The organism is Pseudomonas sp. NFX224 (assembly GCF_048565165.1).
GTDB lineage: Bacteria > Pseudomonadota > Gammaproteobacteria > Pseudomonadales > Pseudomonadaceae > Aquipseudomonas.
Genome location: NZ_CP183416.1, coordinates 1,642,107 through 1,666,954, shown reverse-complemented (window position 1 = coordinate 1,666,954; position 24,848 = coordinate 1,642,107). Strand labels below are relative to the sequence as shown.

The window sequence follows — 24,848 nt, the reverse complement described above, 5'->3', positions numbered from 1 at the left end:
ATGACAGCGACCATTAAGCTCGGCCAATTGGCCGAGTTCCTCGGCGCCACCCTGCGTGGCGACCCGGAGAAAGCAATTACTGGGCTAGCCACCTTGCAGGAGGCTGGCCCAGCTCAGTTGAGCTTTCTGGCAAACCCCCAATACCGCAAGTTCCTGGCAGGCAGCCAGGCCGCAGCCTTGTTGCTCAAGGCCGCTGATGCTGAAGGTTTTGCCGGCAATGCACTGGTGGTACCTGATCCGTACGCCGCTTACGCTCGTATTTCCCACCTGTTCGACCCCAAGCCCAAAGCGGCTGCTGGTGTTCACCCGACGGCGGTGATTGCGGCGGATGCGGTGGTTGATCCGGCCGCGAGCATCGGTGCCTTTGTGGTTATCGAAAGCGGGGCGCATATTGCTGCAGGAGCCACCATTGGTGCGCACTGCTTCATCGGTGCCCGCAGCGTTATCGGTGAAGGTGGCTGGCTCGCACCGCGCGTGACCCTGTATCACGACGTTCGCATTGGCAAGCGGGTGGTGATTCAGTCCGGTGCCGTGCTCGGTGGCGAAGGCTTCGGTTTTGCCAACGAGAAAGGTATCTGGCAGAAAATCGCCCAGATTGGTGGTGTGCTGGTCGGTGACGACGTGGAGATCGGCGTGAATACCGCCATCGACCGTGGTGCGCTGGCCGATACCATCATCGGTAATGGCGTTAAGCTCGACAACCAGATTCAGATTGCCCACAACGTTCAGGTGGGTGATCACACGGCCATGGCTGCGTGCGTAGGGATTTCCGGCAGCACCAAAATCGGCAAGCACTGCATGCTCGCCGGTGGTGTCGGGCTGGTGGGGCATATCGATATTTGCGATAACGTTTTCATCACCGGGATGACCATGGTGACCCACTCGATCACCGAGCCGGGCGCGTATTCTTCCGGTACGGCGATGCAGCCGGCAGCCGAGTGGCGCAAAAGCGCGGCACGTATTCGTCAGCTCGATGACATCGCGCGGCGTTTGCGACAGCTGGAAAAGCAAGCAGGGGAAGTGACCCCTGGCGGTAATGCTTCATCAGATGGCTGATACCATTTCCATATCAAGTGTGCACAGTCGCTAAACTGCGCCCTTGATTTGCTAGAGGAGTGCGCGTCAGTCGCGCTCCCAATCTTTACATAGGCTTCCCCCCGAAATGATGGACATCAACGAGATTCGCGAATACCTGCCTCACCGTTACCCGTTCCTGCTGGTGGACCGGGTCGTGGATCTGGATGTGGAAGGCAAGCGCATTCGCGCCTACAAGAATGTCAGCATCAACGAACCGTTCTTCAATGGTCACTTCCCCGCGCATCCAATCATGCCGGGCGTATTGATCATCGAGGCGATGGCTCAGGCTGCCGGGATCCTTGGCTTCAAAATGCTCGACGTGAAGCCGGCCGACGGCACGCTTTACTACTTCGTCGGCTCCGACAAGCTGCGCTTCCGCCAGCCTGTGCTGCCGGGCGACCAGCTGATCCTTGAGGCCAAGTTCCTCAGCTGCAAGCGTCAGATCTGGAAGTTCGAGTGCCAGGCTTCGGTCGATGGCAAGCCGGTCTGCTCCGCTGAAATCATCTGCGCGGAACGCAAACTATGAGTTTGATTGACCCTCGCGCAATCATCGATCCGACGGCCGTACTGGCCGACGGTGTCGAGGTCGGGCCGTGGTCGATCATCGGCGCAGGTGTGGAAATTGGCGAGGGAACCGTCATCGGGCCGCACGTGATCCTTAAGGGTCCGACCCGAATCGGTAAGCACAACCGAATCTACCAGTTCTCCTCGGTAGGTGAGGACACACCGGATCTGAAATACAAAGGCGAAGAAACGCGCCTGGTGATCGGTGACCATAACGTCATCCGCGAAGGCGTGACGATTCACCGTGGGACCGTTCAGGATCGTTCGGAAACGACCTTGGGCGATCACAACCTGATCATGGCCTACGCGCACATCGGTCACGACAGCGTTATCGGCAACCACTGCATCCTGGTCAACAACACTGCGTTGGCCGGCCACGTGCACGTGGAAGACTGGGCGATCCTCTCTGGATTTACCCTGGTTCACCAGTATTGCCACATCGGTGCTCACAGTTTTTCCGGCATGGGGACCGCCATCGGCAAGGACGTTCCTGCCTACGTCACGGTTTTCGGCAACCCCGCCGAGGCTCGCAGCATGAACTTCGAAGGCATGCGCCGTCGTGGCTTCAGTGAAGATGCGATCCACGCGCTGCGTCGTGCCTACAAGGTGGTCTACCGCCAGGGGCTGACAGTCGAGCAAGCACTCACCGAATTGGCCGAACCTTCGATCCAGTTCCCGGAAGTCGCCGTATTCCGCGACTCCATCCAGTCTTCGACCCGCGGCATCACCCGTTAATCATGGCCAATCTGCGTATTGCGCTGGTAGCGGGTGAGGCTTCCGGCGACATTCTTGGCGCGGGTCTCATGCGTGCGCTCAAGGCTCGCCACCCAGCGGTGGAGTTCATCGGTGTCGGCGGTCCGCTGATGCAGGCCGAGGGCCTGACCTCGTATTTCCCGATGGAACGCCTGTCGGTCATGGGCCTGGTGGAAGTGCTGGGCCGATTGCGCGAACTGCTGGCACGCCGCAAGAAGCTGGTCGCCGACCTGATCGCCGCGAAGCCGGACGTATTCATCGGTATCGATGCCCCGGACTTCAACCTCAATATCGAACTCAAGCTGCGTCAGGCCGGGATCAAGACCGTGCATTACGTCAGCCCTTCGGTCTGGGCCTGGCGGCAGAAGCGGGTGCTGAAGATTCGCGAAGGCTGCGACCTGATGCTGACGCTGTTCCCGTTCGAAGCCAAATTCTACGAAGAGAAGGGCGTGCCGGTGCGGTTTGTCGGGCACACCTTGGCTGATGCCATTCCGCTCGAAGCTGACCGCGCGGCTGCGCGGGCCGAGCTTGGATTGCCTGACGGGCCGTTGGTTGCGCTGATGCCTGGCAGTCGTGGCGGCGAAGTGGGGCGTCTTGGTGCGTTGTTTCTGGACACGGCGCAGCGCCTAAGGGCACTGCGTCCGGGCGTGCGATTCGTCGTGCCTTGCGCCAACCCCCAGCGCCGGGCGCAGCTTGAAGAGCTGTTGGTCGGTCGCGATCTGCCGTTGACCTTGCTCGATGGCAAGTCGCACCTGGCGCTGGCGGCATGCAACGCCGTGCTGATTGCCTCCGGTACAGCAACGCTTGAAGCGCTGTTGTACAAGCGACCGATGGTGGTGGCTTATCGTTTGGCACCCCTGACGTTCTGGATTCTCAAACGCATGGTGAAAGGCCCTTACGTCTCCTTGCCGAACTTGCTGGCCCAGCGTCTGCTGGTGCCTGAATTGCTGCAGGACGATGCGACGGTCGAAGCGCTGGCCCAGACCTTGTCACCTCTGATCGAGGACGGAGAAGAGCAGACCCGTGGCTTCGACGAAATTCACCGCACCCTTCGTCTGGACGCCTCCAACCAGGCTGCGGATGCAGTGCTCAACCTGATCGGCCAAGTACAATGAGTAAGACAAGCATGCAGATGGGACTGGATTTCACCTTGGTCGCTGAAGTTGAAGATTTGGTTGCCGGCGTCGATGAAGTCGGGCGCGGTCCACTCTGTGGCGCCGTGGTGACGGCGGCGGTGATCCTCGATCCTAACCGTCCGATCCACGGTCTGAATGACTCGAAGAAACTCACCGAAGCCCGCCGCGAGAAGCTCTACGACGAAATCTGCGAAAAAGCCCTGAGCTGGTGTATCGCCCGCGCTGAAGTCGAAGAAATCGACGAACTGAACATCCTGCACGCCACCATGTTGGCCATGCAGCGTGCTGTTGCCGGGCTGCACATCCAGCCGAAGCTGGCGATGATCGACGGCAATCGTTGCCCGAAACTGCCAATGCGCTCCGAGGCTGTGGTCAAGGGCGATAGCAAGGTGCCGGCCATTGCCGCCGCATCGATCCTGGCCAAAGTAAGCCGTGATCGCGAAATGGCCGCGTTCGAATTGATTTATCCGGGTTACGGCATCGGCGGTCATAAAGGCTACCCGACTCCTGTTCATCTGGAAGCGCTGGCACGCTTGGGTCCGACCCCGATTCACCGGCGCTCGTTTGCCCCGGTACGCCTCGCTTACGAAGCGCGCGAAAGCCTTATAGAGAGTTAGTCGCGAGGCTGATTTTTTCTGCCAAGGCCCGGTACAATCCGGCGTCTTAAAGCGTCACGAGCGCAGGTAAGACAAGGCGAACGGCGGCGAGAAAGCGGAGTTGACTTTAGTCAATGAGCATTTCGAGTTGCCGTTCAACGCAGTATTACCAAGCGCAGTAGCTTTAAACGCCGGATTTCCGGGCATTGTTGTTTTCACGTTTTAGACAGGATCACTATGCCGGCTTCATTCGTTCACCTACGCCTGCACACTGAGTACTCCCTGGTCGACGGTCTGGTGCGGATCAAACCGCTGGTCAAGACCCTGGTCGGCATGAACATGCCTGCCGTAGCGGTCACCGATCAGAACAACATGTGTTCCCTAGTTAAATTCTATAAAAACGCCATGGGTGCCGGGATCAAGCCGATCTGCGGTGCCGACCTGTGGTTGTCGAACAAGGATCCGGATAACGCGCTGAGCCGGATCAGCCTGCTGGCGATGAACGCCGTGGGTTATCGCAACCTCACTGAACTGATTTCCCGCGGCTTCATCGACGGCCAGCGCAACGGCTCGATCATCATCGAGCGCGAGTGGGTGGCCGAAGCCAGCGCTGGCTTGATTATGCTGTCGGCGGCCAAAGAAGGCGAAATCGGCCAGGCCATGCTCAGTGGTAACCCTGACGAAGCCGAAACCCTCGCGCGCGAGTGGATGGCGGTGTTCGGTGACCGGTTCTATCTGGAGATCCAGCGCACCAATCGCCCCAATGATGAAGAGCAACTGCACGGCGCCGTGGCCCTGGCCGAGAAGATCGGTGCGCCACTGGTCGCGACCAACGATGTGCGCTTCATCAAGCAGGAAGACTTCGCTGCCCACGAAACCCGCGTATGTATCGGTGAGGGCCGTGCGCTCGACGATCCGCGGCGTTCGAAGAATTACAGCGATCAGCAATACCTCAAAAGCGCCGAGGAAATGGCTGAGCTGTTCAGCGATATTCCCGAAGCGCTGGAAAACACCGTTGAGATTGCCAAACGTTGCAACATCGATGTGAAGCTCGGCACACACTTCCTGCCCAACTTCCCGATTCCCGATGGCATGACCATCGACGAGTATTTCCGCAAGGTGTCCTTCGACGGTCTGGAAGAGCGGCTTAGCGTTCTGCTGCCCAAGGACACCACCGAAGACTACGAAGCCAAGCGTCAGGTCTATGTCGACCGGTTGAATTTCGAGCTGGATATCATCATCCAGATGGGCTTCCCCGGTTACTTCCTGATCGTGATGGACTTTATCCAGTGGGCCAAGAGCAACGGCGTGCCGGTAGGGCCTGGCCGGGGGTCGGGCGCCGGGTCGCTGGTGGCCTATGTGCAGAAGATCACCGATCTTGACCCGCTGGAATATGACCTGCTGTTCGAACGATTCCTCAACCCGGAACGGGTTTCCATGCCCGACTTCGACGTCGACTTCTGCATGGACGGTCGCGACCGGGTGATCGACTACGTGGCCGAAAAGTACGGCCGCAACGCGGTAAGCCAGATCATCACTTTCGGTTCCATGGCGGCGAAAGCTGTGGTCCGGGACGTGGCTCGGGTGCAGGGCAAGTCTTATGGCCTGGCGGATCGTCTGTCGAAGATGATTCCGTTCGAAGTTGGCATGACCCTGGAAAAAGCCTACGAACAGGAAGAGATCCTGCGCGACTTCATCAAGGTCGATGAAGAGGCTGCGGAAATCTGGGAGATGGCGCGCAAGCTTGAAGGCGTTGTGCGTAACGTCGGTAAGCACGCCGGTGGCGTGGTGATCGCACCGACCAAGCTGACTGACTTCTCGCCGATCTATTGCGACGAGGCCGGCGACGGCCTGGTAACCCAGTTCGACAAGGATGACGTTGAGGCCGCCGGTCTGGTGAAGTTCGACTTCCTCGGCCTGCGGACCTTGACGATCATCGACTGGGCGCTGAAAACCATCAACCGCGACCGCGCCAAGGTCAACGAACCGCCGCTGGATATCGCGTTTATTCCGCTGGACGACAAACCGACTTACACGCTGCTGCAGAAAGCCGAAACCACGGCGGTGTTCCAGCTTGAATCGCGCGGCATGAAAGAGCTGATCAAAAAGCTCAAGCCCGACTGCCTGGAAGACTTGATCGCACTGGTGGCCCTGTTCCGTCCCGGCCCGCTGCAATCGGGCATGGTGGACGACTTTATCAACCGTAAGCACGGTCGCGCCGAACTGGCCTACCCGCACTCGGACTACCAGTACGAAGGCCTCAAGCCAGTACTGGCGCCGACTTACGGCATCATCCTGTACCAGGAACAGGTGATGCAGATTGCCCAGGTCATGGCCGGTTACACCCTCGGTGGTGCGGACATGCTGCGTCGAGCCATGGGTAAGAAAAAACCCGAGGAAATGGCCAAGCAGCGGGGGGGCTTCATTGAAGGTTGCGCCACCAACAATATCGACGCTGACCTCGCCGGTAACATTTTCGACCTGGTGGAAAAGTTCGCCGGTTACGGCTTCAACAAATCTCACTCTGCCGCCTACGGACTGGTTTCGTACCAGACTGCATGGCTGAAAGCGCATTACCCGGCACCGTTCATGGCTGCGGTACTGTCGGCGGATATGCACAACACCGACAAGGTCGTGACCTTGATCGAAGAAGTGCGGACCATGAAGCTGCGCCTCGACGCGCCGGACGTGAACACTTCGGAGTTCAAGTTCACGGTGAACGACGAAGGCCGCATCATTTACGGTCTGGGCGCGATCAAGGGTGTGGGCGAGGGCCCGGTGGAGGCGATCACCGAGGCGCGTCAGGAAGGTCCGTTCAAGGATCTGTTCGACTTCTGTGCCCGGGTCGACCTCAAGCGTATCAACAAGCGCACTCTCGATGGTTTGATCCGCAGCGGAGCACTGGATCGCCTGGGGCCGTATTTCCATGATGAGCCGAAGGCCTATCAGGCCAACATCGACCGCAACCGCGCCGTCCTGTTGACCGCGATGGAAGAGGCGATCAAGGCTGCCGAACAAACCGCCCGTACCCACGACAGCGGGCATGCCGACCTGTTTGGCGGGCTGTTCGTTGAAGAAGATGCCGACGTCTACGCCAATCACCGCAAGGCCAAGGAGCTGACCCTCAAGGAACGGCTCAAGGGCGAAAAAGACACCCTGGGCCTGTACCTGACAGGTCACCCGATCGACGAGTACGAGGGTGAGATTCGCCGTTTCGCCCGTCAGCGCATCATCGACCTGAAACCGGCTCGCGATACGCAGACCGTTGCCGGGATGATCATCGCCCTGCGGGTAATGAAGAACAAAAAGGGCGACAAGATGGGTTTCATCACCCTCGACGACCGCTCGGGCCGTATCGAAGCGTCTCTGTTTGCCGATGCTTTCCACTCCGCGCAGTCGCTGTTGCAGACCGACGCGATGGTGGTGGTCGAAGGTGAAGTCAGCAACGATGACTTCTCCGGCGGCCTGCGGCTGCGGGTCAAGCGGGTGATGAGCATGGAAGATGCGCGCACCAACCTGGCAGAAAGCCTGCGTTTGAAACTGCACGCCAAGGATCTCAAGGGCGATCAGCTACGCTGGCTGGGTGAGTTGTTGAAGCGTCACCGCGGTGCGTGCCCGATCACCATGGACTACACCAGTCCCGATGCGAAAGCCTTGCTGCAGTTCGGCGAAGGCTGGCGAATCGATCCGGCGGATGCATTGATTCAAGCCCTGCGTGACCAGTTCGGGCGAGACAACGTCTTCCTCCAATACCGTTAACGGTCAGGGTGCCATCACGCATCCTGAGCTTGACCAGAATTTTTAATCTCGACCTGAACGCGCCTCTCCCTTAAGGTAGGGCGCGAATAGACAACCGGCCGGCCCAAGATCACTTGGGACTCGACCCAAGACGGACGCCTATGAACCCGAATTTTCTAGATTTCGAACAGCCGATCGCCGACCTGCAAGCCAAGATCGAAGAGTTGCGCTTGGTCGGTAATGACAATTCGCTGAATATCGGCGATGAGATCTCCCGCCTGCAGGACAAGAGCAAAACGCTGACCGAAGACATATTCGGCAAGCTGACCAGCTGGCAGATCGCACGTCTGGCGCGTCACCCGAAACGTCCGTACACCCTGGACTACATCGAACACATCTTCACCGAGTTCGATGAACTGCACGGTGACCGTCACTTCTCCGATGACGCTGCCATTGTTGGCGGTATCGCCCGCCTGGACGACCAGCCGGTGATGATCATCGGTCACCAGAAGGGCCGTGAAGTGCGCGAGAAGGTTCGCCGCAACTTCGGCATGCCGCGTCCGGAAGGCTACCGCAAGGCTTGCCGCCTGATGGAAATGGCCGAGCGCTTCAAGATGCCGATCCTGACCTTCATCGACACCCCGGGTGCTTACCCAGGTATTGACGCTGAAGAACGCAACCAGAGCGAAGCGATCGCCTGGAACCTGCGTGTCATGGCTCGCCTGAAAACCCCAATCATTGCCACCGTGATCGGTGAAGGTGGTTCCGGTGGTGCATTGGCGATCGGCGTTTGCGACCAGTTGAACATGCTGCAGTACTCGACCTATGCGGTGATCTCGCCGGAAGGTTGCGCTTCGATCCTGTGGAAAACCGCCGAGAAAGCACCGGACGCCGCTGAAGCCATGGGCATCACCGCCGAGCGCCTGAAAGGCCTGGGCATTGTCGACAAAGTGATCGGCGAGCCACTGGGTGGCGCGCACCGTGACCCAGCCGCTGCGGCGGCTTCGATCCGTGCAGAGCTGAGCTCGCAACTGGCGATGCTGAAGAAGTTCGATAACAAGGCGCTGCTGGACCGTCGTTACGAGCGCCTGATGAGCTACGGTCTGTAATCAGGCCGCGCTGTACCCATGTGGGAGCGATCCTGCTCGCGATGAGGGTTTAACATTCAACAAGCATGTTGGCTGTTCTACCGCTATTGCGAGCAGGCTCGCTCCCACATTTGATTTATGCGAAGGGAAATATATGGATCGGCCCGGAATTGATCTGCCTTCCAGACTCTTGCTGAATCTGAAGCCTTGGCGCAACGCCTGCGCTTGGCACATCGCCTTCTCCGGCGGACTCGACTCCACCGTCCTGCTGCACCTTCTCGCTCACCTCGCAAAAGCCCAACCCCTGCCGCCGCTGTGCGCCATTCATGTCCATCACGGTCTTCAGGCCGCGGCCGACGCATGGCCAGACCATTGTCGATCGCAATGTGAGGCGCTGGGCATTTCGCTGCGGGTGGTTCGCGTGCAGGTCCAGCCCGGCGCCAGCCTTGAGCGCGCGGCCCGGGAGGCGCGCTATGCCGCGTTCAATCAGTTCACTCAAGCCAATGAAGTGCTGCTCACCGCGCAACACCGCGACGACCAGGCGGAAACGCTGTTGTTTCGTCTCTTACGTGGGGCCGGAGTGAGGGGGTTGTCGGGAATGCCGCGCCAGCGTCCGCTGGGAGGAGGGCATTTACTGAGACCATTGCTCGATGTCACGCGGGCTGAACTGGAAGCCTATGCCAGCGAAAATCATTTGAGCTGGATCGAAGATCCTTCCAATCAGGATCGACAGTACTCGCGCAACTACCTGCGCCATCAGGTGTTCCCGGTGCTGTCCGAGCGCTGGCCGCAAGCGATGGCGACCATGGCGCGCAGTGCTGCGCATCTGAGCGAGGCCCAGGGGTTGCTCGATGATCTTGCGCAAATCGACTTGAGTCAGGCGGGCACGCCAAGTGATTTTGATTGGCTGGGCTTGCCGTCTCTGGAGTTGGCAGCGCTTGCAAAGCTCTCCGCTGCCCGTCAACGCAATGCGCTCAGCCACTGGCTCGAACCGCGGACGCGGCTACCGGTCAGTGACCACTGGTCGGGTTGGGAAGATTTGCGCGATGCCACCGGCGATGCGCGACCGATCTGGCGCTTGGCGGATGGCGAATTGCATCGGGCGGGAGGGCGTATCTGGTGGTCGTCTGGTGGCTGGTTGAAGCCCTTGGTCGCCGCAGGCCATTGGCCCGACCCCGCGCTGCCTCTGGCGTTGCCTGATAACGGCGTTGTCACGCTGACCGGGCAAATTCCCGATGGTCCCTTGCAGATCCGCTATCGTGAAGGAGGCGAGGTCATGGATCTGCCGGGTCGTGGTCATCGTGACTTGAAGCGTTTGCTCAACGAACGTGGTGTGCCGCAATTCGTGCGCGGCAGATTGCCGCTGCTGTTCAAAGGCGAGCATTTACTGGCGGTGTCGAACCTTCAGGGGCTGGATGGCGGTGCAGCGGGTGGCTGGAATCTGCATTGGCAGCCACTCAACGAAGATCAAGGTTTGAGCTGAAAGGGGCTTTCCGGTAGACTACGCTCCCTTCTTGATACAACTTCTGTGGATTCGCCTGAATTGCAGGAGTTGCCGATTACCAAGCAGTCTTTGCTGGGCGATTCCAAAAAATGTGTAGCGAGCAACGTACCGGTGTTTCATCTTCCGGTCTGTCCCAACGCGGCGGTTTTTTTGAAAGGTGCACTGTGATTAATGCAGGTGATCGGGGGCTTCGGCCTTCCTTCGCTTTCCCCGGCGGCTCGGACCGCTTTAACGCAGACTTCTAGGGTTTTTCATGACGCGCTACATATTCGTCACGGGCGGTGTTGTTTCTTCATTGGGGAAAGGCATTGCATCGGCATCATTGGCGGCCATCCTGGAGGCGCGGGGACTTAAGGTCACCATGCTGAAGCTGGACCCGTACATCAACGTCGACCCGGGCACCATGAGCCCGTTCCAGCACGGTGAAGTGTTCGTCACCCACGACGGCGCCGAGACCGACCTGGACCTGGGCCACTACGAGCGGTTCATCCGCACGACCATGACCCAGAACAACAACTTCACCACCGGCCGTGTCTACGAGCACGTGCTGCGCAAAGAGCGCCGTGGTGACTACCTGGGGGCAACCATCCAGGTCATTCCGCACATCACCGACGAGATCAAGCGCCGCATCATCAAGGGTGCCGGTGACGCTGACGTGGCGATGGTCGAGATCGGTGGCACCGTGGGTGACATCGAGTCCCAACCGTTCCTCGAAGCCATCCGCCAGTTGCGTTTCGAAGTCGGCGCCAAGCGCGCGATGCTGATGCACCTGACGCTGGTGCCGTACATCGCCACTGCCGGCGAAACCAAAACCAAGCCAACCCAGCACTCGGTCAAGGAACTGCGTTCCATCGGCCTGCAACCAGACGTACTGGTGTGCCGCTCCGATCACCCGATCGATGTGTCTTCGCGTCGCAAGATCGCGCAATTCACCAACGTTGAAGAGCGTGCGGTGATCGGCCTGGAAGACGCTGACACCATCTACAAGATCCCGGGCATCCTGCATTCCCAGGGTCTGGACGATTTCGTCGTCGAGCGTTTCGGCCTGCAATGCGGCGGTGCCGATCTGTCAGAGTGGGAAGCCGTGGTCGACGCCAAGCTCAACCCTGAGCACGAAGTCACCATCGCCATGGTCGGCAAGTACATGGAACTGCTGGACGCCTACAAGTCGCTGATCGAAGCGATGAGTCACGCCGGCATCAGCAACCGTACCAAGGTCAACCTGCGCTACATCGATTCCGAAGACATCGAAAACCAGGGCACTGCGCTGCTGGAAGGCGTCGACGCGATTCTGGTTCCTGGCGGCTTCGGTCTGCGCGGCGTGGAAGGCAAGATCACTGCCGTCCAATATGCTCGTGAAAACAAGGTTCCATACCTGGGGATCTGCCTGGGCATGCAAGTGGCCGTGATCGAGTTCGCTCGTAACGTCATGGGCTGGAAAGACGCCAACTCCACCGAGTTCGATCGTGCAAGCGGTCACCCGGTCGTGGGTCTGATCACCGAGTGGGAAGATGCCACCGGCGCTGTCGAAACCCGTACCGAAACCTCCGACCTGGGCGGCACCATGCGCCTCGGCGCGCAGGATTGCCTGCTGGAGCCGGGTTCGCTGGTTCACGGCTGCTACGGCAAGGACGTGATCGTTGAGCGTCACCGTCACCGTTATGAAGTGAACAACAACCTGCTGCCGCAGATAAAAGAAGCCGGTCTGAAAATTTCCGGTCGTTCCGGTGATGGCGCGCTGGTTGAAGTGGTTGAAGCACCGGATCATCCATGGTTCGTAGCTTGCCAGTTCCACCCGGAGTTCACTTCGACGCCACGCGATGGTCACCCGTTGTTCAGCGGTTTCGTTAAAGCTGCTTTGGCTCAACACCAGAAGAAGGCATAAACCTGATGGCGCAGAAGATCATCCGCGTAGGCGATATCGAGATTGCCAACGACAAGCCAATGGTGCTTTTTGGTGGCATGAACGTGCTGGAAAGCCGCGACATGGCGATGCAGGTCTGCGAAGAATACGTAAAGGTTACCCAGAAACTGGGTATCCCTTACGTGTTCAAGGCCAGCTTCGACAAGGCCAACCGTTCCTCCGTGACCTCTTACCGTGGCCCCGGCCTGGAAGAGGGCATGCGGATTTTCCAGGACATCAAGCAAGCCTTCGGCGTGCCGATCATCACCGACGTCCACGAGCCAGAGCAGGCCGCGGTCGTCGCTGAAGTCTGCGACATCATCCAGTTGCCGGCCTTCCTGTCACGCCAGACCGACCTGGTGGTCGCGATGGCCAAGACGGGTGCCGTGATCAACATCAAGAAAGCCCAGTTCCTCGCGCCTCAGGAAATGAAGCACATTCTGAACAAGTGCGTGGAAGCGGGTAACGATCAGTTGATCCTTTGCGAGCGCGGTTCGAGCTTCGGCTACAACAACCTGGTCGTCGACATGCTCGGCTTCGGCATCATGAAGCAGTTCGAATACCCGGTATTCTTCGACGTGACCCATGCGCTGCAAATGCCTGGCGGTCGTTCCGACTCCGCCGGCGGCCGTCGCGCCCAGGTTCTCGACCTGGCGAAAGCCGGCATGAGCCAATCTCTGGCCGGCCTGTTCCTCGAAGCCCACCCGGACCCGGACAACGCCAAATGCGACGGCCCTTGCGCCTTGCGTCTGGACAAACTGGAGCCATTCCTGGCCCAGCTCAAAGCTTTGGACGAACTGGTGAAGAGTTTTCCGACGGTAGAAACCGCGTAATCCTCATTTCTCCGGTAAAGTACCGCACGATTTAACGCTCAGGCCCTCGGGCTTGAGCTTTGTCGTCTGCAAGACTGCCCGCTGCACCTCACTTGCCGACGATTGAAGATTTCCTACAGCTGCGTCGTTTTCGTCAACTTTGGAGTGTTTACAACAATGGCTAAAATCGTCGACATCAAAGGTCGTGAAGTTCTCGACTCCCGTGGCAACCCCACCGTGGAAGCGGATGTGCTTCTCGATAACGGCATCATCGGTAGCGCTTGCGCGCCGTCCGGTGCTTCCACTGGCTCGCGTGAAGCGCTCGAGCTGCGTGATGGCGACAAGAGCCGTTACCTGGGCAAGGGCGTACTCAAAGCTGTAGCCAACATCAACGGTCCGATCCGCGACCTGTTGAAAGGCACTGATCCAAGCGATCAGAAAGCGCTGGATCTGGCGATGATCAAGCTCGACGGTACTGAAAACAAAGGCTCCCTGGGCGCTAACGCGATCCTCGCCGTTTCCCTGGCCGCGGCCAAGGCAGCAGCACAAGACCAGGACCTGCCGCTGTACGCTCACATCGCCAACCTGAACGGCACTCCGGGTGTTTACTCGATGCCGGTCCCGATGATGAACATCATCAACGGTGGCGAGCACGCCGACAACAACGTCGACATCCAGGAATTCATGGTTCAGCCGGTTGGCGCCAAGTCTTTCTCGGAAGGCCTGCGCATGGGCACCGAGATTTTCCATCACCTCAAAGCTGTGCTGAAGGCCCGTGGCCTGAGCACTGCGGTCGGTGACGAAGGTGGCTTCGCACCTAACCTGGCTTCCAACGAAGACGCTTTGAAAGTGATCTCCGAAGCTGTGGCCAACGCTGGTTACAAACTGGGAACCGACGTGACCCTGGCTCTGGACTGCGCGGCCAGCGAATTCTACGAAGACGGCAAGTACAACCTGTCCGGCGAAGGTCAGGTGTTCACCGCTGAAGGTTTCGCTGATTACCTGAAAGGTCTGACAGAGCGTTACCCGATCATCTCCATCGAAGACGGCCTGGACGAGTCCGATTGGGCTGGCTGGAAAATCCTTACCGACAAGATCGGCGAGAAGACTCAGCTGGTAGGTGACGACCTGTTCGTGACCAACACCAAAATCCTGAAAGAAGGCATCGATAAAAAGATCGCCAACTCGATCCTGATCAAGTTCAACCAGATCGGCACCCTGACCGAAACCCTGGAAGCCATCCAGATGGCCAAGGCTGCCGGTTACACCGCGGTGATCTCGCACCGCTCGGGCGAAACCGAAGATTCGACCATTGCCGACCTGGCTGTGGGCACTTCGGCTGGCCAGATCAAGACCGGTTCCCTGTGCCGTTCCGATCGCGTTTCCAAGTACAACCAACTGCTGCGTATCGAAGAGCAGTTGAACGGTAAAGCCAAGTACAACGGCCGCAGCGAATTCCGCGGTTAATTGAGTACAAGGTAAAAAAGTCAGCGGATTGTGTCGGAAAAATCGCTACAGCGACGTTTTTGCCACTAATCTGATGCCTTATGAGCACAAGCCTGGTTCTTCCAGGCTTCGTGCTATCAGTAGCTTCATGTTTTGGTATGGCTGTCTTTTTTCACTGGATACCTGATATTCGATGCGCAGTCCCAATTGGTTGTTCCTCGTCCTGCTCCTGCTGCTGGCTGGCCTGCAATACCGCCTATGGGTGGGTAATGGCAGTCTGGCGCAAGTGGCCGAGCTGAAGCAGCAGATCGCGGATCAGGAAGCCGAGAACCAGGTGTTGCTTGAGCGCAATCGGGTGATGGACGCTGAAGTCAGCGAGTTGAAAAAGGGCATGGAGACCGTAGAAGAGCGGGCTCGTCATGAGTTGGGCATGGTCAAGGACGGTGAAACCCTTTACCAGTTGGCGCAATGAACCCGACGTTACCGGCCTTCTGGGCCGTGATTCCTGCCGCGGGCGTCGGTGCCCGTATGGCCGCGGACCGTCCCAAGCAATACTTGCAACTGGGTGGTCGCACTATTCTCGAACACAGCCTCGGCTGTTTCCTTGATCATCCTTCCCTGAAAGGGTTGGTGGTCAGTCTTGCTGTTGATGATCCTTACTGGCCGAACCTGGCTTGTGCTGGCGATGCGCGCATTACGCGGGTCGAGGGCGGCTCGGAACGTTCCGGGTCGGTGCTCAATGCCTTGCTGCATTTGCATGCTCAGGGTGCCGATGATGAGGATTGGGTGTTGGTTCACGATGCGGCGCGACCGAATCTCAGTCGTGATGATCTGGACAAACTGCTGGCCGAACTGGCTGACGATCCGGTGGGTGGGCTGCTGGCGGTTCCCGCGCGGGATACCCTCAAGCGCGTCGATAAACAGGGTCGCGTCGTCGAGACCGTGGATCGCAGTGTGATCTGGCAGGCGTACACGCCACAGATGTTTCGTCTTGGCGCGTTGCATCGGGCGTTGGCCGATAGTCTTGTGGCTGATGCAATGGTCACCGATGAAGCTTCGGCCATGGAGTGGGCCGGTTCGGCGCCGCGCCTGATCGAAGGGCGGGCCGATAATCTCAAGGTGACGCGCCCCGAGGACCTTGAGTGGTTGCGTCTACGTTGGGCCAATCGCCGCTAGGTGGCGTACTCCGGCCGTTCGGCCAATCTTTCCTTCAAGTAATCCACCAGTTTTCGCACTTTCGGCGACAGATGCCGTTGCTGTGGATACAGCGCCCAAACCGCTGTGTTCGGCGGTTGATGCGCCTCCAGCAGCGAAATCAAGGCACCGCTTTTCAGATGTTCGAGCACGTAATAGTCCGGCAACTGACACAACCCCACGCCCTGTAATGCCGCGTCCAGCACCGCTTGCCCACTGTTGCAGCGCCAGTTTCCCTGCACACGTTGCGAAAACTCCCGCCCGTTCTGTTCCAGTTGCCACAGGTCCGAGCTGCCGATGAGGCAGTTGTGACGGCTCAATTCCGACAAGCTGTGTGGGCGACCATATCGCTCAACGTAGGAAGGTGACGCACAGAGAAACATGCGCCGCGGAGCGAGGCGGGTAGCGACTAATCGTGAATCTTGCAGACGCCCGAGGCGGATCGCCAGGTCGAGGCCTTCGTGCACCAGGTCGAGTTGGCGGTTGCTCAGTTCGATGTCGATCCGCAGTTGCGGATAAAGCCCCATGAAACGTGTCACCAACGGCACGATGAAGCGTTCGCCGTAAGCCACTGCGCAAGTCATGCGCAACATGCCTTTGGGTTCGCTGGTCAAATCCCCCACCGCTCGCAACGCCTCTTCGCGACCGTCCTGCAAGCGTTGGCAATGCTGTAGAAACGTTTGCCCAGCCTCGGTCAGCGTGACCCGGCGAGTGCTGCGATAGAGCAAGCGGGTTTGCAATCGCTCTTCAAGGCGTACGATTTGTCGACTGACATGGGAAGAAGAAACCCCAAGACGCTCCGCGGCAGCGGTGAATTGGCTGCATTCGGCGACGGCGACGAATTCGTCGATGCCTTCCCAGCGGTTGTCGGACATGAATGATTATCCCTGTGTGGCAATAATATTTTGCTTTTTTCCGGATTATTCACCGTAAAGCACTGTATTACACTCACTGTCTCGTTTTTATTCACTGGAGCATCACCATGATCAAGTCGCGCGCCGCCGTTGCCTTCGAGGCCAAGAAACCTCTGGAGATCGTTGAAGTCGATGTCGCCATGCCCAAGGCAGGTGAAGTGTTGCTGCGCGTGGTGGCTTCCGGTGTCTGCCATACCGATGCCTACACACTGTCGGGTTCTGATCCGGAAGGCATCTTCCCGTCGATCCTCGGTCACGAGGGCGGGGCGATTGTCGAGGCGATCGGCGAGGGCGTGACTTCCGTTGCCGTCGGCGATCATGTCATTCCGCTGTACACCCCGGAATGCCGTCAGTGCAAGTTCTGCCTGTCGGGCAAAACCAACCTCTGCCAAGCCATCCGTGCGACCCAGGGCAAAGGCCTGATGCCTGACGGTACTTCGCGCTTTTCCTACAAGGGACAGCCGATTTTCCATTACATGGGGACTTCCACGTTCTCCGAGTACACCGTGCTGCCGGAAATTTCCGTCGCCAAGATTGCTAAAGAAGCGCCACTGGAAAAAGTCTGCCTGCTGGGCTGCGGTGTCACCACCGGGATCGGCGCGGTGCTCAATACAGCCAAGGTGAAACCAGGTGATACCGTGGCCATTTTCGGCCTTGGCGGCATTGGTCTGTCGGCGATCATTGGCGCGGTCAAAGCCAAGGCAGGGCGCATCATCGCCATCGACATCAACCCGGCGAAATTCGAGATCGCCAAACAGTTGGGTGCAACCGACTGCGTGAACCCGAAAGACTTCGAGCGTCCAATCCAGGAAGTCATCGTCGACATGACCGATGGCGGCGTCGATTTCTCGTTCGAGTGCATCGGCAACGTGCAATTGATGCGTGCCGCCCTCGAGTGCTGCCACAAGGGTTGGGGCGAGTCGGTCATCATCGGTGTCGCCGGTGCTGGCCAGGAAATCGCTACTCGTCCATTCCAGTTGGTGACCGGTCGCGTCTGGCGCGGTTCGGCGTTCGGTGGCGTGCGTGGTCGTACCGAGTTGCCAAGCTATGTGGAAATGGCCGAAACCGGCGAAATCCCGTTGGACACGTTCATCACCCACACCATGGGCCTGGAAGATATCAACAAGGCGTTCGACCTGATGCATGAAGGAAAAAGCATCCGCTCCGTCATCCATTTCTGAGGTCTGCCATGAGCCTGGAAAATATCTCCTGTCAGAAAAGCTTCGGCGGCTGGCACAAGCGTTATCGACACCGCTCCGACGTGCTTGGCTGCGACATGGTGTTTGCCGTGTACTTGCCACCGCAAGCGGAGCAGGGAGGCAAGCTGCCGGTGTTGTATTGGCTGTCCGGCCTGACCTGCACCGACGAGAATTTCATGCAGAAGGCCGGCGCCATGCGCATGGCCGCCGAGCTGGGGCTGATCATCGTCGCACCGGACACCAGCCCGCGCGGCGCCGATGTGCCGGGTGATCCGGACGGTGCCTGGGACTTTGGCCTGGGTGCCGGGTTTTATCTGAACGCTACGCAGGAGCCCTGGTCGCGCCACTATCGGATGCATGACTACGTCGTGCAGGAATTGCCGGCATTGGTCGAAGCCCATTTCCCGGCGTCGGACAAGCGTGGCATCAGCGGTCACTCCATGGGTGGCCACGGTGCGCTGGTCTGTGCGCTGCGCAATCCTGGGCGTTATCTGTCGGTGTCGGCGTTCTCGCCGATCAACAATCCAATGGACTGCCCTTGGGGGCAGAAGGCGTTCTCTCGGTATCTGGGAGAAGACCGATCCAAGTGGCGCGAGTGGGATGCCTGTACGTTGATTGCCGAGGCGGAGGAAAAACTGCCGCTGCTGGTTGATCAAGGCGATCGGGACGACTTCCTCGCCACCCAGCTCAAGCCTGAAGCCCTGCAACAGGCGACCAAACTGGCCGGTCATCCGCTGACGTTGCGCCTGCAACCCGGCTACGACCACAGCTATTTCTTCATCGCCAGTTTCATCGAAGATCACTTGCGGCATCACGCGCATGCTCTCGATGTCCAATAGCAGGTAGAATCACGCCCTGACAAAAATCGGGGCGTTTTTTTATGCGTATTGGCCACGGCTATGATGTGCACCGTTTCGCTGAAGGCGATTTCATTACTCTGGGCGGCGTGCGCATTGCACACAGCTTCGGGCTGCTCGCTCATTCCGACGGTGACGTCCTGCTGCACGCCTTGAGCGATGCCTTGCTCGGCGCTGCTGCGCTGGGTGACATCGGCAAGCATTTCCCGGATACCGACCCGCAATTCAAAGGCGCCGACAGCCGTGCGCTGTTGCGTCATGTCGTCGCACTGATCCACGCCAAAGGCTGGAAGGTCGGCAACGTCGATAACACCATCGTTGCCCAGGCGCCGAAAATGGCGCCGCATATCGAATCGATGCGTGCGCTGATTGCCGCGGATCTTCAAGTTGAGTTGGATCAAGTGAACGTAAAAGCTACCACCACCGAAAAGCTTGGCTTTGTCGGTCGCGAAGAAGGCATTGCCGTGCATTCCGTTGCCTTGTTGTTGCGCGCATGAACGAACTGCAACTACTCGGCCCGCGTGCCTATGGCGAGGCCCTGGGCACAGCGGTACTGAAGGCGATCGCGGAAGATTTCCAGGTCGATGAAGTCCTTGATATTCCCCTGAGCGGCGACGGCGAACACCTGTGGATCTGGGTGGAGAAACGCGGCCTGAATACCGAGGAGGCGGCTCGGCGGATCGCTAAAGCTGCCGGCGTGCCACTGCGCACCGTCAGCTATGCCGGGCTCAAGGATCGTCAGGCGCTGACGCGCCAGTGGTTCAGCGTACAACTGCCGGGCAAGGCTGACCCGGATTTGTCCGCGGCAGAAAACGACACGCTGAAAATCCTCAAGACCAGCCGACACAAACGCAAGCTGCAACGCGGTGCGCACTCGGCCAACGGTTTCACTTTGCGCCTGACCCAGTTCGCCGGTGACAAGGCGGCTATCGAAGAGCGCCTGCAACTGATCGTCGAACACGGTATCCCCAATTATTTCGGCGCCCAGCGCTTCGGGCATGACGGCGGCAATGTGGTCGACGCCCGTGCCTGGGCAGCGCGCAAGGCCTTGCCTGAGCAACGCAACGTGCGTTCGCGTCTGCTCTCGACCGCCCGCAGTTTCCTGTTCAACCAGGTGTTGGCTGCGCGTGTCGCCGATGGCACCTGGCAGCGTGCCCAGGTCGGTGACTTGCTGGCGTTCACCGATAGCCGCAGCTTCTTTGCGGCCGGTGAGGCCGAGTGCAGCGACCCGCGTCTGGCGATTCTCGATCTGCACCCGACCGGCCCGCAGTGGGGCGAAGGTGACTCGCCGGCCACGGGCGCTGTCCATGAACTGGAGCAGGCGATTGCCTCGCGCGAAGCAGACCTTCGCGATTGGTTGATCAACGCCGGTATGAGCCACGAACGTCGCATCCTGCGGCTGCCCATTGGTGGGTTGACGTGGCATTATCCCGAGCCTGACATTCTGCAACTGGAATTCGTCCTTCCGGCCGGATGCTTCGCCACCGTATTGGTGCGCGAGCTCGTTGATCTGGTGCCGGTGGGGCAGACGGACAGCCCATGCGTATTCTGATTTCTAACGACGATGGGGTAACCGCACCCGGTCTCGCCGCGCTTTATGTTGCGCTGGCGGATTACACCGAATGCGTGGTTATCGCCCCGGACCAGGACAAAAGCGGCGCCAGCAGTTCGCTGACGCTCGACCGTCCGTTGCACCCGCAGACGCTGGGCAACGGCTTTATCAGCGTCAACGGCACTCCCACCGATTGCGTGCACCTGGGCCTTAACGGCTTGCTGGAGCGCGAAGCGGACATGGTGGTTTCCGGGATCAACCTGGGCGCCAACCTGGGTGACGATGTGCTGTATTCCGGCACGGTGGCGGCAGCGTTGGAAGGGCGTTTTCTCGAGCGTCCTGCATTCGCCTTTTCGTTGGCCTCAAGACAAGTCGAGAACCTTCCTACAGCGGCGTACTTTGCGCGAAAACTGGTCGAGGCCCATGCTGATCTCGACTTGCCACCGCGCACGGTACTGAACGTGAACATTCCCAACTTGCCGCTGGAACACATCCGCGGCATTCAATTGACCCGTCTCGGGCATCGCGCCCGCGCCGCAGCGCCGATCAAAGTGGTCGACCCGCGGGGCAAGGCAGGTTACTGGATCGCTGCCGCAGGGGACGCCGAAGACGGCGGGCCAGGCACCGATTTCCATGCAGTCATGCAGGGCTATGTCTCGGTCACCCCGTTGCAATTGGATCGCACCTTCAACGATGCCTTCAGAAGTCTTGATGGCTGGCTGGAGGGGCTGCGCGGATGACTCGTGGACAAGACGATATGCTGCATCGCGGCATCGGCATGACCTCGCAGCGGACCCGCGAGCGGCTGATTCAGCGTCTGTACGAGGAAGGGGTCTCCAACGCCAAGGTGCTGGAAGTCATCCGTCGTACACCGCGCCACCTGTTCGTCGACGAGGCGCTGGCGCACCGTGCCTACGAGGACACCGCGCTGCCGATCGGCCATAACCAGACCATCTCCCAGCCTTATATGGTCGCTCGCATGAGCGAGTTGCTGCTGGAAGCCGGGCCGCTGGACAAGGTCATGGAAATCGGTACGGGGTCGGGTTATCAGACGGCGGTGTTGTCGCAACTGGTCGAGCGGGTGTTTTCCGTGGAGCGCATCAAGGTGCTGCAAGACCGGGCCAAGGAACGCCTGGTCGAGTTGAACCTGCGCAACGTGGTTTTCCGCTGGGGCGATGGCTGGGAAGGGTGGCCGGCGTTGGCACCGTACAACGGCATTATCGTGACGGCAGTGGCCACCGATGTGCCTCAGGCCTTACTCGATCAATTGGCGCCCGGGGGGCGTCTGGTGATCCCGGTCGGCTCCGGCGAGGTGCAACAATTGCTGCTGATCATTCGAGAAGAACAGGGTTTTTCCAGACGGGTTCTGGGGAACGTTCGCTTCGTTCCATTGCTCAACGGGCCACTGGCCTGAGCATTTATTTCAGCGCGCTGAATTCTCTTCGATGGCCTTTGTCTTACAGCGGCGTCGATTGGTTAAACGGGTTGTTTTGTCAGACAGCAAACGTGTGCGCGATGCCATTTCGCTTCATTAAGGGTAAAGCTTGCACGGCCCGTTATACTTGCGACATTTCCTGCCGGAACACGGCAAATCACATTTTCAGCCACCACAAAGGGAGCGGCGGGTGAGTCTCACAGTCATAGCGCAGCGTATGGGTAAAACGAGCTTTCAGCGCCTGGTGACTGGCCTTGTCATGAGCACCTTGCTGGTCGGTTGTTCCAGCAACAAATCCAGCGACGTGCGCGTCGTCGACCGCAACAATGCCGCCGCTCAGCGTCCGGCAGTGACGACGGGGCAGTACGTCGTTCGACCGAAAGACACCTTGTTCTCGATCGCTTTCCGCTACGGCTGGGACTACAAGGCCCTGGCTGCACGCAACAACATCCCGGCGCCTTACACGATCCATCCGGGTCAGACGATTCGCTTTGATGGCCGCACCGGTTCAACGCCGACAACGGTGGTCAGTTCCTCGAATTCAACACCTTCCTCCTCGAGTAAAACCACGGTCATTCGTCGTCCGGTCGACGGTGGCACTCCCACCACTGCGGTGGTTGTACCGTCCGTCGCCAACAAGCCGGCACCCGCTCCATTGCCTCCTCCGGGTCCGGCCCCGACCGGCTGGGGATGGCCATCCAATGGCATTTTGATTGGAAAATTCTCTTCAAACGGTAGTTTGAATAAAGGAATTGATATCGCCGGGGATTTGGGACAGCCTGTTTTAGCTGCGTCTGATGGGACGGTGGTATACGCCGGGAGTGGCTTAAGGGGCTACGGCGAATTGGTCATCATCAAACACAGCGAAACCTACGTCAGTGCCTACGGACATAACCGCAGGCTGTTGGTTCGGGAGGGGCAGCAGGTCAAGGTCGGACAGACAATTGCCGAAATGGGGTCAACGGGTACAGACCGGGTGAAACTGCATTTTGAGATTCGCCGCCAAGGTAAACCTGTAGATCCACTGCAATTCCTGCCACGTCGTTGATCGCTTCCAGCCTGTTCCGTCACGTAGAGGGGACAGGCTCCAGCGTTGCCAAGGATAAAGGCGCCGCTTGAGCTTGAGGTCGAACTCACCAAAGGACTATAACAATGGCTCTCAGTAAAGAAGTGCCGGAGTTTGACATCGACGATGAGGTTCTCCTGATGGAGACCGGTATCGATACGGATTCGATGTCGAATGATGAAGGGGCGGCTCCACCTTCCGTTCGTGCCAAATCCAAACACTCCGCGTCGTTGAAGCAACACAAGTACATTGACTACACGCGGGCACTTGATGCCACGCAGCTGTACCTCAATGAAATCGGCTTTTCCCCTCTGTTGTCCCCCGAAGAAGAAGTTCATTTTGCGCGCCTGTCGCAAAGTGGCGATCCGGCCGGGCGCAAACGCATGATTGAAAGTAACCTGCGGCTGGTGGTGAAAATCGCCCGGCGTTACGTCAACCGTGGCTTGTCGCTGCTCGATCTGATCGAAGAGGGCAACCTCGGCTTGATTCGGGCGGTGGAGAAGTTCGACCCTGAACGCGGCTTCCGCTTTTCGACTTACGCAACCTGGTGGATTCGTCAGACCATCGAGCGCGCGATCATGAATCAGACCCGGACCATCCGGTTGCCGATCCATGTGGTCAAAGAGCTTAACGTGTACCTGCGGGCTGCACGGGAGCTGACGCAAAAACTCGACCATGAACCCTCACCCGAAGAAATCGCCAATCTGCTGGAAAAACCGGTGGGAGAGGTCAAGCGCATGCTGGGCCTGAACGAGCGGGTTTCTTCGGTCGACGTCTCGCTGGGTCCGGATTCGGATAAAACCCTGCTGGACACCCTTACCGACGATCGCCCAACCGATCCATGTGAACTGTTGCAGGATGACGACCTGTCTCAGAGCATCGATCAATGGCTCTCGGAGTTGACCGACAAGCAGCGCGAGGTGGTTGTACGCCGCTTCGGCCTGCGCGGTCATGAGAGCAGCACCCTTGAAGACGTAGGTCTGGAAATTGGCCTGACCCGGGAACGGGTCAGACAAATTCAGGTTGAAGGCCTGAAGCGTCTTCGGGAGATCCTGGAGAAAAACGGCCTGTCGAGCGAGTCGCTGTTTCAGTAACCGACTCGTGTAGCAAGCAACAAAAAGCCCCGACTGGTTCGGGGCTTTTTGTTGCCTGAACGAAGGCAGTCGCACGACTGTGTGACTGCCGCAGGTTTGTAGTCTCGTGTTGTAAGTCTTTGCTTACTCTGTCGTAAGTGTTCGTTATTTTTACACTGTGGTAGTCGACAGGGCATTTTTTAGATTGATGCATATCATTGAAAAACAACAATATTTATAAAGATTAACGGCGTATGACAGCGTGCCACGGTACTTGAGAGCGGTTGCTCTGATCCAGGAACGCATTAGTATCTGGCTTGTGTCAACGGACAGACACGCCCTTCAAGGATGAGGGTAATGGATATCGCAGGAAGCGATTCATCAGGACGATGAAAAGGAACACAGGGAATAAGGAAAAAATGTGGGCGGGTCAAACCGCCCCTTTTTTTCGCCTGCAAAAAAGCAAAAAGGCCCTTGTGGGGCCTTTTTCGGGAACGCGGGGGTAATCAGCGTTCGAGGTGTTCGATCTTGCCTGGCTTGCCATCCCACTCGGCGGAGTCCGGCAAAGGATCCTTGCGCTCGGTGATGTTCGGCCAGATTTCAGCCAGCTCTACGTTCAGCTGAATGAAGTTTTCCATGCCGGCAGGGATTTCATCTTCGGAGAAGATGGCCACAGCAGGGCATTCAGGTTCGCACAGTGCGCAGTCGATGCACTCATCCGGGTGAATCACCAGGAAATTCGGGCCTTCGTAAAAGCAGTCCACCGGACAGACTTCTACGCAGTCGGTGTACTTGCACTTGATGCAGTTGTCGGTGACGACGAAGGTCATTTCTAATTTTCTCCTCAGGCGCGGCTTGCTGCGCCCCTTCACGTGGGGGTCGCATGGTTCGGGAGCGATAGTCTGCAGGCCAGGCTAAAGCCGGCAGCATCCCAAACCGCG

Annotated in this window: 23 protein-coding genes; 21 read left to right on the top strand and 2 right to left on the bottom strand. The window is 58.7% G+C overall.

From position 1 onward, the window contains the following. The 13 genes from lpxD (at position 1) to ispD (ending at position 15,793) form a co-directional block, all read left to right on the top strand. Positions 1 to 1,056: a UDP-3-O-(3-hydroxymyristoyl)glucosamine N-acyltransferase gene (lpxD, locus tag ACNYC6_RS07555; protein ID WP_419711758.1), complete on the top strand. Its 1,056-nt coding sequence runs from the start codon at positions 1 to 3 to the stop codon at positions 1,054 to 1,056. 106 nt (positions 1,057 to 1,162) lie between these two features. Beyond that, positions 1,163 to 1,603: a 3-hydroxyacyl-ACP dehydratase FabZ gene (gene fabZ, locus ACNYC6_RS07550; protein WP_007907157.1), complete on the top strand. Its 441-nt coding sequence runs from the start codon at positions 1,163 to 1,165 to the stop codon at positions 1,601 to 1,603. Further along, the gene (gene lpxA / locus ACNYC6_RS07545) at positions 1,600 to 2,376 is read left to right on the top strand and encodes an acyl-ACP--UDP-N-acetylglucosamine O-acyltransferase (protein WP_419711757.1); all 777 of its coding nucleotides are present in this window, start codon (positions 1,600 to 1,602) and stop codon (positions 2,374 to 2,376) included. The genes fabZ and lpxA overlap by 4 nt, the downstream gene beginning before the upstream one ends. A 2-nt stretch (positions 2,377 to 2,378) precedes the next feature. Beyond that, positions 2,379 to 3,509 (top strand): lipid-A-disaccharide synthase, encoded by a 1,131-nt coding sequence (gene lpxB / locus ACNYC6_RS07540; RefSeq protein ID WP_419711756.1) that lies wholly within the window; start codon positions 2,379 to 2,381, stop codon positions 3,507 to 3,509. A gap of 11 nt (positions 3,510 to 3,520) precedes the next feature. Then, positions 3,521 to 4,147, top strand: coding sequence for a ribonuclease HII (gene rnhB / locus ACNYC6_RS07535; RefSeq protein ID WP_419712927.1), 627 nt, complete (start codon positions 3,521 to 3,523; stop codon positions 4,145 to 4,147). Positions 4,148 to 4,363: 216 nt separating this feature from the next. Next, entirely contained in the window at positions 4,364 to 7,885 is a 3,522-nt protein-coding gene (gene dnaE / locus ACNYC6_RS07530) for a DNA polymerase III subunit alpha (protein ID WP_419711755.1), read from the top strand. Positions 7,886 to 8,025: 140 nt separating this feature from the next. Next, entirely contained in the window at positions 8,026 to 8,973 is a 948-nt protein-coding gene (locus ACNYC6_RS07525; RefSeq protein WP_150704246.1) for an acetyl-CoA carboxylase carboxyltransferase subunit alpha, read from the top strand. Between the two features lie 133 nt (positions 8,974 to 9,106). Beyond that, on the top strand, positions 9,107 to 10,435 hold the full coding sequence (gene tilS / locus ACNYC6_RS07520; RefSeq protein WP_419711754.1) for a tRNA lysidine(34) synthetase TilS: 1,329 nt from the start codon (positions 9,107 to 9,109) through the stop codon (positions 10,433 to 10,435). A gap of 274 nt (positions 10,436 to 10,709) precedes the next feature. Beyond that, on the top strand, positions 10,710 to 12,341 hold the full coding sequence (locus tag ACNYC6_RS07515; RefSeq protein WP_419711753.1) for a CTP synthase: 1,632 nt from the start codon (positions 10,710 to 10,712) through the stop codon (positions 12,339 to 12,341). Between the two features lie 5 nt (positions 12,342 to 12,346). Further along, positions 12,347 to 13,192: a 3-deoxy-8-phosphooctulonate synthase gene (kdsA, locus tag ACNYC6_RS07510; RefSeq protein ID WP_150704249.1), complete on the top strand. Its 846-nt coding sequence runs from the start codon at positions 12,347 to 12,349 to the stop codon at positions 13,190 to 13,192. 156 nt (positions 13,193 to 13,348) lie between these two features. Beyond that, on the top strand, positions 13,349 to 14,638 hold the full coding sequence (gene eno, locus ACNYC6_RS07505; protein WP_053159569.1) for a phosphopyruvate hydratase: 1,290 nt from the start codon (positions 13,349 to 13,351) through the stop codon (positions 14,636 to 14,638). Between the two features lie 172 nt (positions 14,639 to 14,810). Beyond that, positions 14,811 to 15,089 (top strand): cell division protein FtsB, encoded by a 279-nt coding sequence (ftsB, locus tag ACNYC6_RS07500; protein WP_338585047.1) that lies wholly within the window; start codon positions 14,811 to 14,813, stop codon positions 15,087 to 15,089. Then, positions 15,086 to 15,793: a 2-C-methyl-D-erythritol 4-phosphate cytidylyltransferase gene (gene ispD / locus ACNYC6_RS07495; protein WP_419711752.1), complete on the top strand. Its 708-nt coding sequence runs from the start codon at positions 15,086 to 15,088 to the stop codon at positions 15,791 to 15,793. The genes ftsB and ispD overlap by 4 nt, the downstream gene beginning before the upstream one ends. On the opposite strand, the gene ACNYC6_RS07490 is transcribed toward ispD, so the two are convergent. Next, a complete protein-coding gene (locus ACNYC6_RS07490; protein ID WP_419711751.1) occupies positions 15,790 to 16,686 on the bottom strand; it encodes a LysR substrate-binding domain-containing protein in 897 nt (298 codons plus the stop codon). The genes ispD and ACNYC6_RS07490 overlap by 4 nt on opposite strands. A 107-nt stretch (positions 16,687 to 16,793) precedes the next feature. Between ACNYC6_RS07490 and ACNYC6_RS07485 the strand changes: the two genes are divergently transcribed. The 8 genes from ACNYC6_RS07485 (at position 16,794) to rpoS (ending at position 23,928) form a co-directional block, all read left to right on the top strand. Then, a complete protein-coding gene (locus ACNYC6_RS07485; protein WP_419711750.1) occupies positions 16,794 to 17,906 on the top strand; it encodes an S-(hydroxymethyl)glutathione dehydrogenase/class III alcohol dehydrogenase in 1,113 nt (370 codons plus the stop codon). Between the two features lie 8 nt (positions 17,907 to 17,914). Then, positions 17,915 to 18,763, top strand: coding sequence for an S-formylglutathione hydrolase (gene fghA, locus ACNYC6_RS07480; RefSeq protein WP_419711749.1), 849 nt, complete (start codon positions 17,915 to 17,917; stop codon positions 18,761 to 18,763). A 41-nt stretch (positions 18,764 to 18,804) separates the two neighbouring features. After that, positions 18,805 to 19,278, top strand: coding sequence for a 2-C-methyl-D-erythritol 2,4-cyclodiphosphate synthase (ispF, locus tag ACNYC6_RS07475; protein ID WP_034149878.1), 474 nt, complete (start codon positions 18,805 to 18,807; stop codon positions 19,276 to 19,278). Next, positions 19,275 to 20,333, top strand: a complete 1,059-nt coding sequence (truD, locus tag ACNYC6_RS07470) for a tRNA pseudouridine(13) synthase TruD (protein ID WP_419711748.1) — start codon at positions 19,275 to 19,277, stop codon at positions 20,331 to 20,333. The genes ispF and truD overlap by 4 nt, the downstream gene beginning before the upstream one ends. Then, a complete protein-coding gene (gene surE, locus ACNYC6_RS07465) occupies positions 20,321 to 21,073 on the top strand; it encodes a 5'/3'-nucleotidase SurE (RefSeq protein ID WP_419711747.1) in 753 nt (250 codons plus the stop codon). The genes truD and surE overlap by 13 nt, the downstream gene beginning before the upstream one ends. A gap of 38 nt (positions 21,074 to 21,111) precedes the next feature. Beyond that, on the top strand, positions 21,112 to 21,747 hold the full coding sequence (locus ACNYC6_RS07460) for a protein-L-isoaspartate(D-aspartate) O-methyltransferase (RefSeq protein ID WP_177336601.1): 636 nt from the start codon (positions 21,112 to 21,114) through the stop codon (positions 21,745 to 21,747). Positions 21,748 to 21,958: 211 nt separating this feature from the next. Then, a complete protein-coding gene (locus tag ACNYC6_RS07455) occupies positions 21,959 to 22,816 on the top strand; it encodes a peptidoglycan DD-metalloendopeptidase family protein (RefSeq protein ID WP_338585053.1) in 858 nt (285 codons plus the stop codon). Between the two features lie 104 nt (positions 22,817 to 22,920). Further along, positions 22,921 to 23,928, top strand: coding sequence for an RNA polymerase sigma factor RpoS (gene rpoS, locus ACNYC6_RS07450; protein ID WP_077044318.1), 1,008 nt, complete (start codon positions 22,921 to 22,923; stop codon positions 23,926 to 23,928). A gap of 485 nt (positions 23,929 to 24,413) precedes the next feature. Here rpoS and fdxA read toward each other — a convergent pair whose 3' ends face one another. After that, a complete protein-coding gene (gene fdxA, locus ACNYC6_RS07445; protein ID WP_339554436.1) occupies positions 24,414 to 24,737 on the bottom strand; it encodes a ferredoxin FdxA in 324 nt (107 codons plus the stop codon). Positions 24,738 to 24,848 lie beyond the last annotated feature (111 nt).

What these genes read in the sequence shown, in the direction of transcription:
- lpxD (WP_419711758.1), top strand. Translation starts at nt 1, where the DNA reads ATGACAGCGACCATTAAGCTCGGCCAATTGGCCGAGTTCCTCGGCGCC.
- fabZ (WP_007907157.1), top strand. Translation starts at nt 1,163, where the DNA reads ATGATGGACATCAACGAGATTCGCGAATACCTGCCTCACCGTTACCCG.
- lpxA (WP_419711757.1), top strand. Translation starts at nt 1,600, where the DNA reads ATGAGTTTGATTGACCCTCGCGCAATCATCGATCCGACGGCCGTACTG.
- lpxB (WP_419711756.1), top strand. Translation starts at nt 2,379, where the DNA reads ATGGCCAATCTGCGTATTGCGCTGGTAGCGGGTGAGGCTTCCGGCGAC.
- rnhB (WP_419712927.1), top strand. Translation starts at nt 3,521, where the DNA reads ATGCAGATGGGACTGGATTTCACCTTGGTCGCTGAAGTTGAAGATTTG.
- dnaE (WP_419711755.1), top strand. Translation starts at nt 4,364, where the DNA reads ATGCCGGCTTCATTCGTTCACCTACGCCTGCACACTGAGTACTCCCTG.
- ACNYC6_RS07525 (WP_150704246.1), top strand. Translation starts at nt 8,026, where the DNA reads ATGAACCCGAATTTTCTAGATTTCGAACAGCCGATCGCCGACCTGCAA.
- tilS (WP_419711754.1), top strand. Translation starts at nt 9,107, where the DNA reads ATGGATCGGCCCGGAATTGATCTGCCTTCCAGACTCTTGCTGAATCTG.
- ACNYC6_RS07515 (WP_419711753.1), top strand. Translation starts at nt 10,710, where the DNA reads ATGACGCGCTACATATTCGTCACGGGCGGTGTTGTTTCTTCATTGGGG.
- kdsA (WP_150704249.1), top strand. Translation starts at nt 12,347, where the DNA reads ATGGCGCAGAAGATCATCCGCGTAGGCGATATCGAGATTGCCAACGAC.
- eno (WP_053159569.1), top strand. Translation starts at nt 13,349, where the DNA reads ATGGCTAAAATCGTCGACATCAAAGGTCGTGAAGTTCTCGACTCCCGT.
- ftsB (WP_338585047.1), top strand. Translation starts at nt 14,811, where the DNA reads ATGCGCAGTCCCAATTGGTTGTTCCTCGTCCTGCTCCTGCTGCTGGCT.
- ispD (WP_419711752.1), top strand. Translation starts at nt 15,086, where the DNA reads ATGAACCCGACGTTACCGGCCTTCTGGGCCGTGATTCCTGCCGCGGGC.
- ACNYC6_RS07490 (WP_419711751.1), bottom strand. Translation starts at nt 16,686, where the DNA reads ATGTCCGACAACCGCTGGGAAGGCATCGACGAATTCGTCGCCGTCGCC.
- ACNYC6_RS07485 (WP_419711750.1), top strand. Translation starts at nt 16,794, where the DNA reads ATGATCAAGTCGCGCGCCGCCGTTGCCTTCGAGGCCAAGAAACCTCTG.
- fghA (WP_419711749.1), top strand. Translation starts at nt 17,915, where the DNA reads ATGAGCCTGGAAAATATCTCCTGTCAGAAAAGCTTCGGCGGCTGGCAC.
- ispF (WP_034149878.1), top strand. Translation starts at nt 18,805, where the DNA reads ATGCGTATTGGCCACGGCTATGATGTGCACCGTTTCGCTGAAGGCGAT.
- truD (WP_419711748.1), top strand. Translation starts at nt 19,275, where the DNA reads ATGAACGAACTGCAACTACTCGGCCCGCGTGCCTATGGCGAGGCCCTG.
- surE (WP_419711747.1), top strand. Translation starts at nt 20,321, where the DNA reads ATGCGTATTCTGATTTCTAACGACGATGGGGTAACCGCACCCGGTCTC.
- ACNYC6_RS07460 (WP_177336601.1), top strand. Translation starts at nt 21,112, where the DNA reads ATGACCTCGCAGCGGACCCGCGAGCGGCTGATTCAGCGTCTGTACGAG.
- rpoS (WP_077044318.1), top strand. Translation starts at nt 22,921, where the DNA reads ATGGCTCTCAGTAAAGAAGTGCCGGAGTTTGACATCGACGATGAGGTT.
- fdxA (WP_339554436.1), bottom strand. Translation starts at nt 24,737, where the DNA reads ATGACCTTCGTCGTCACCGACAACTGCATCAAGTGCAAGTACACCGAC.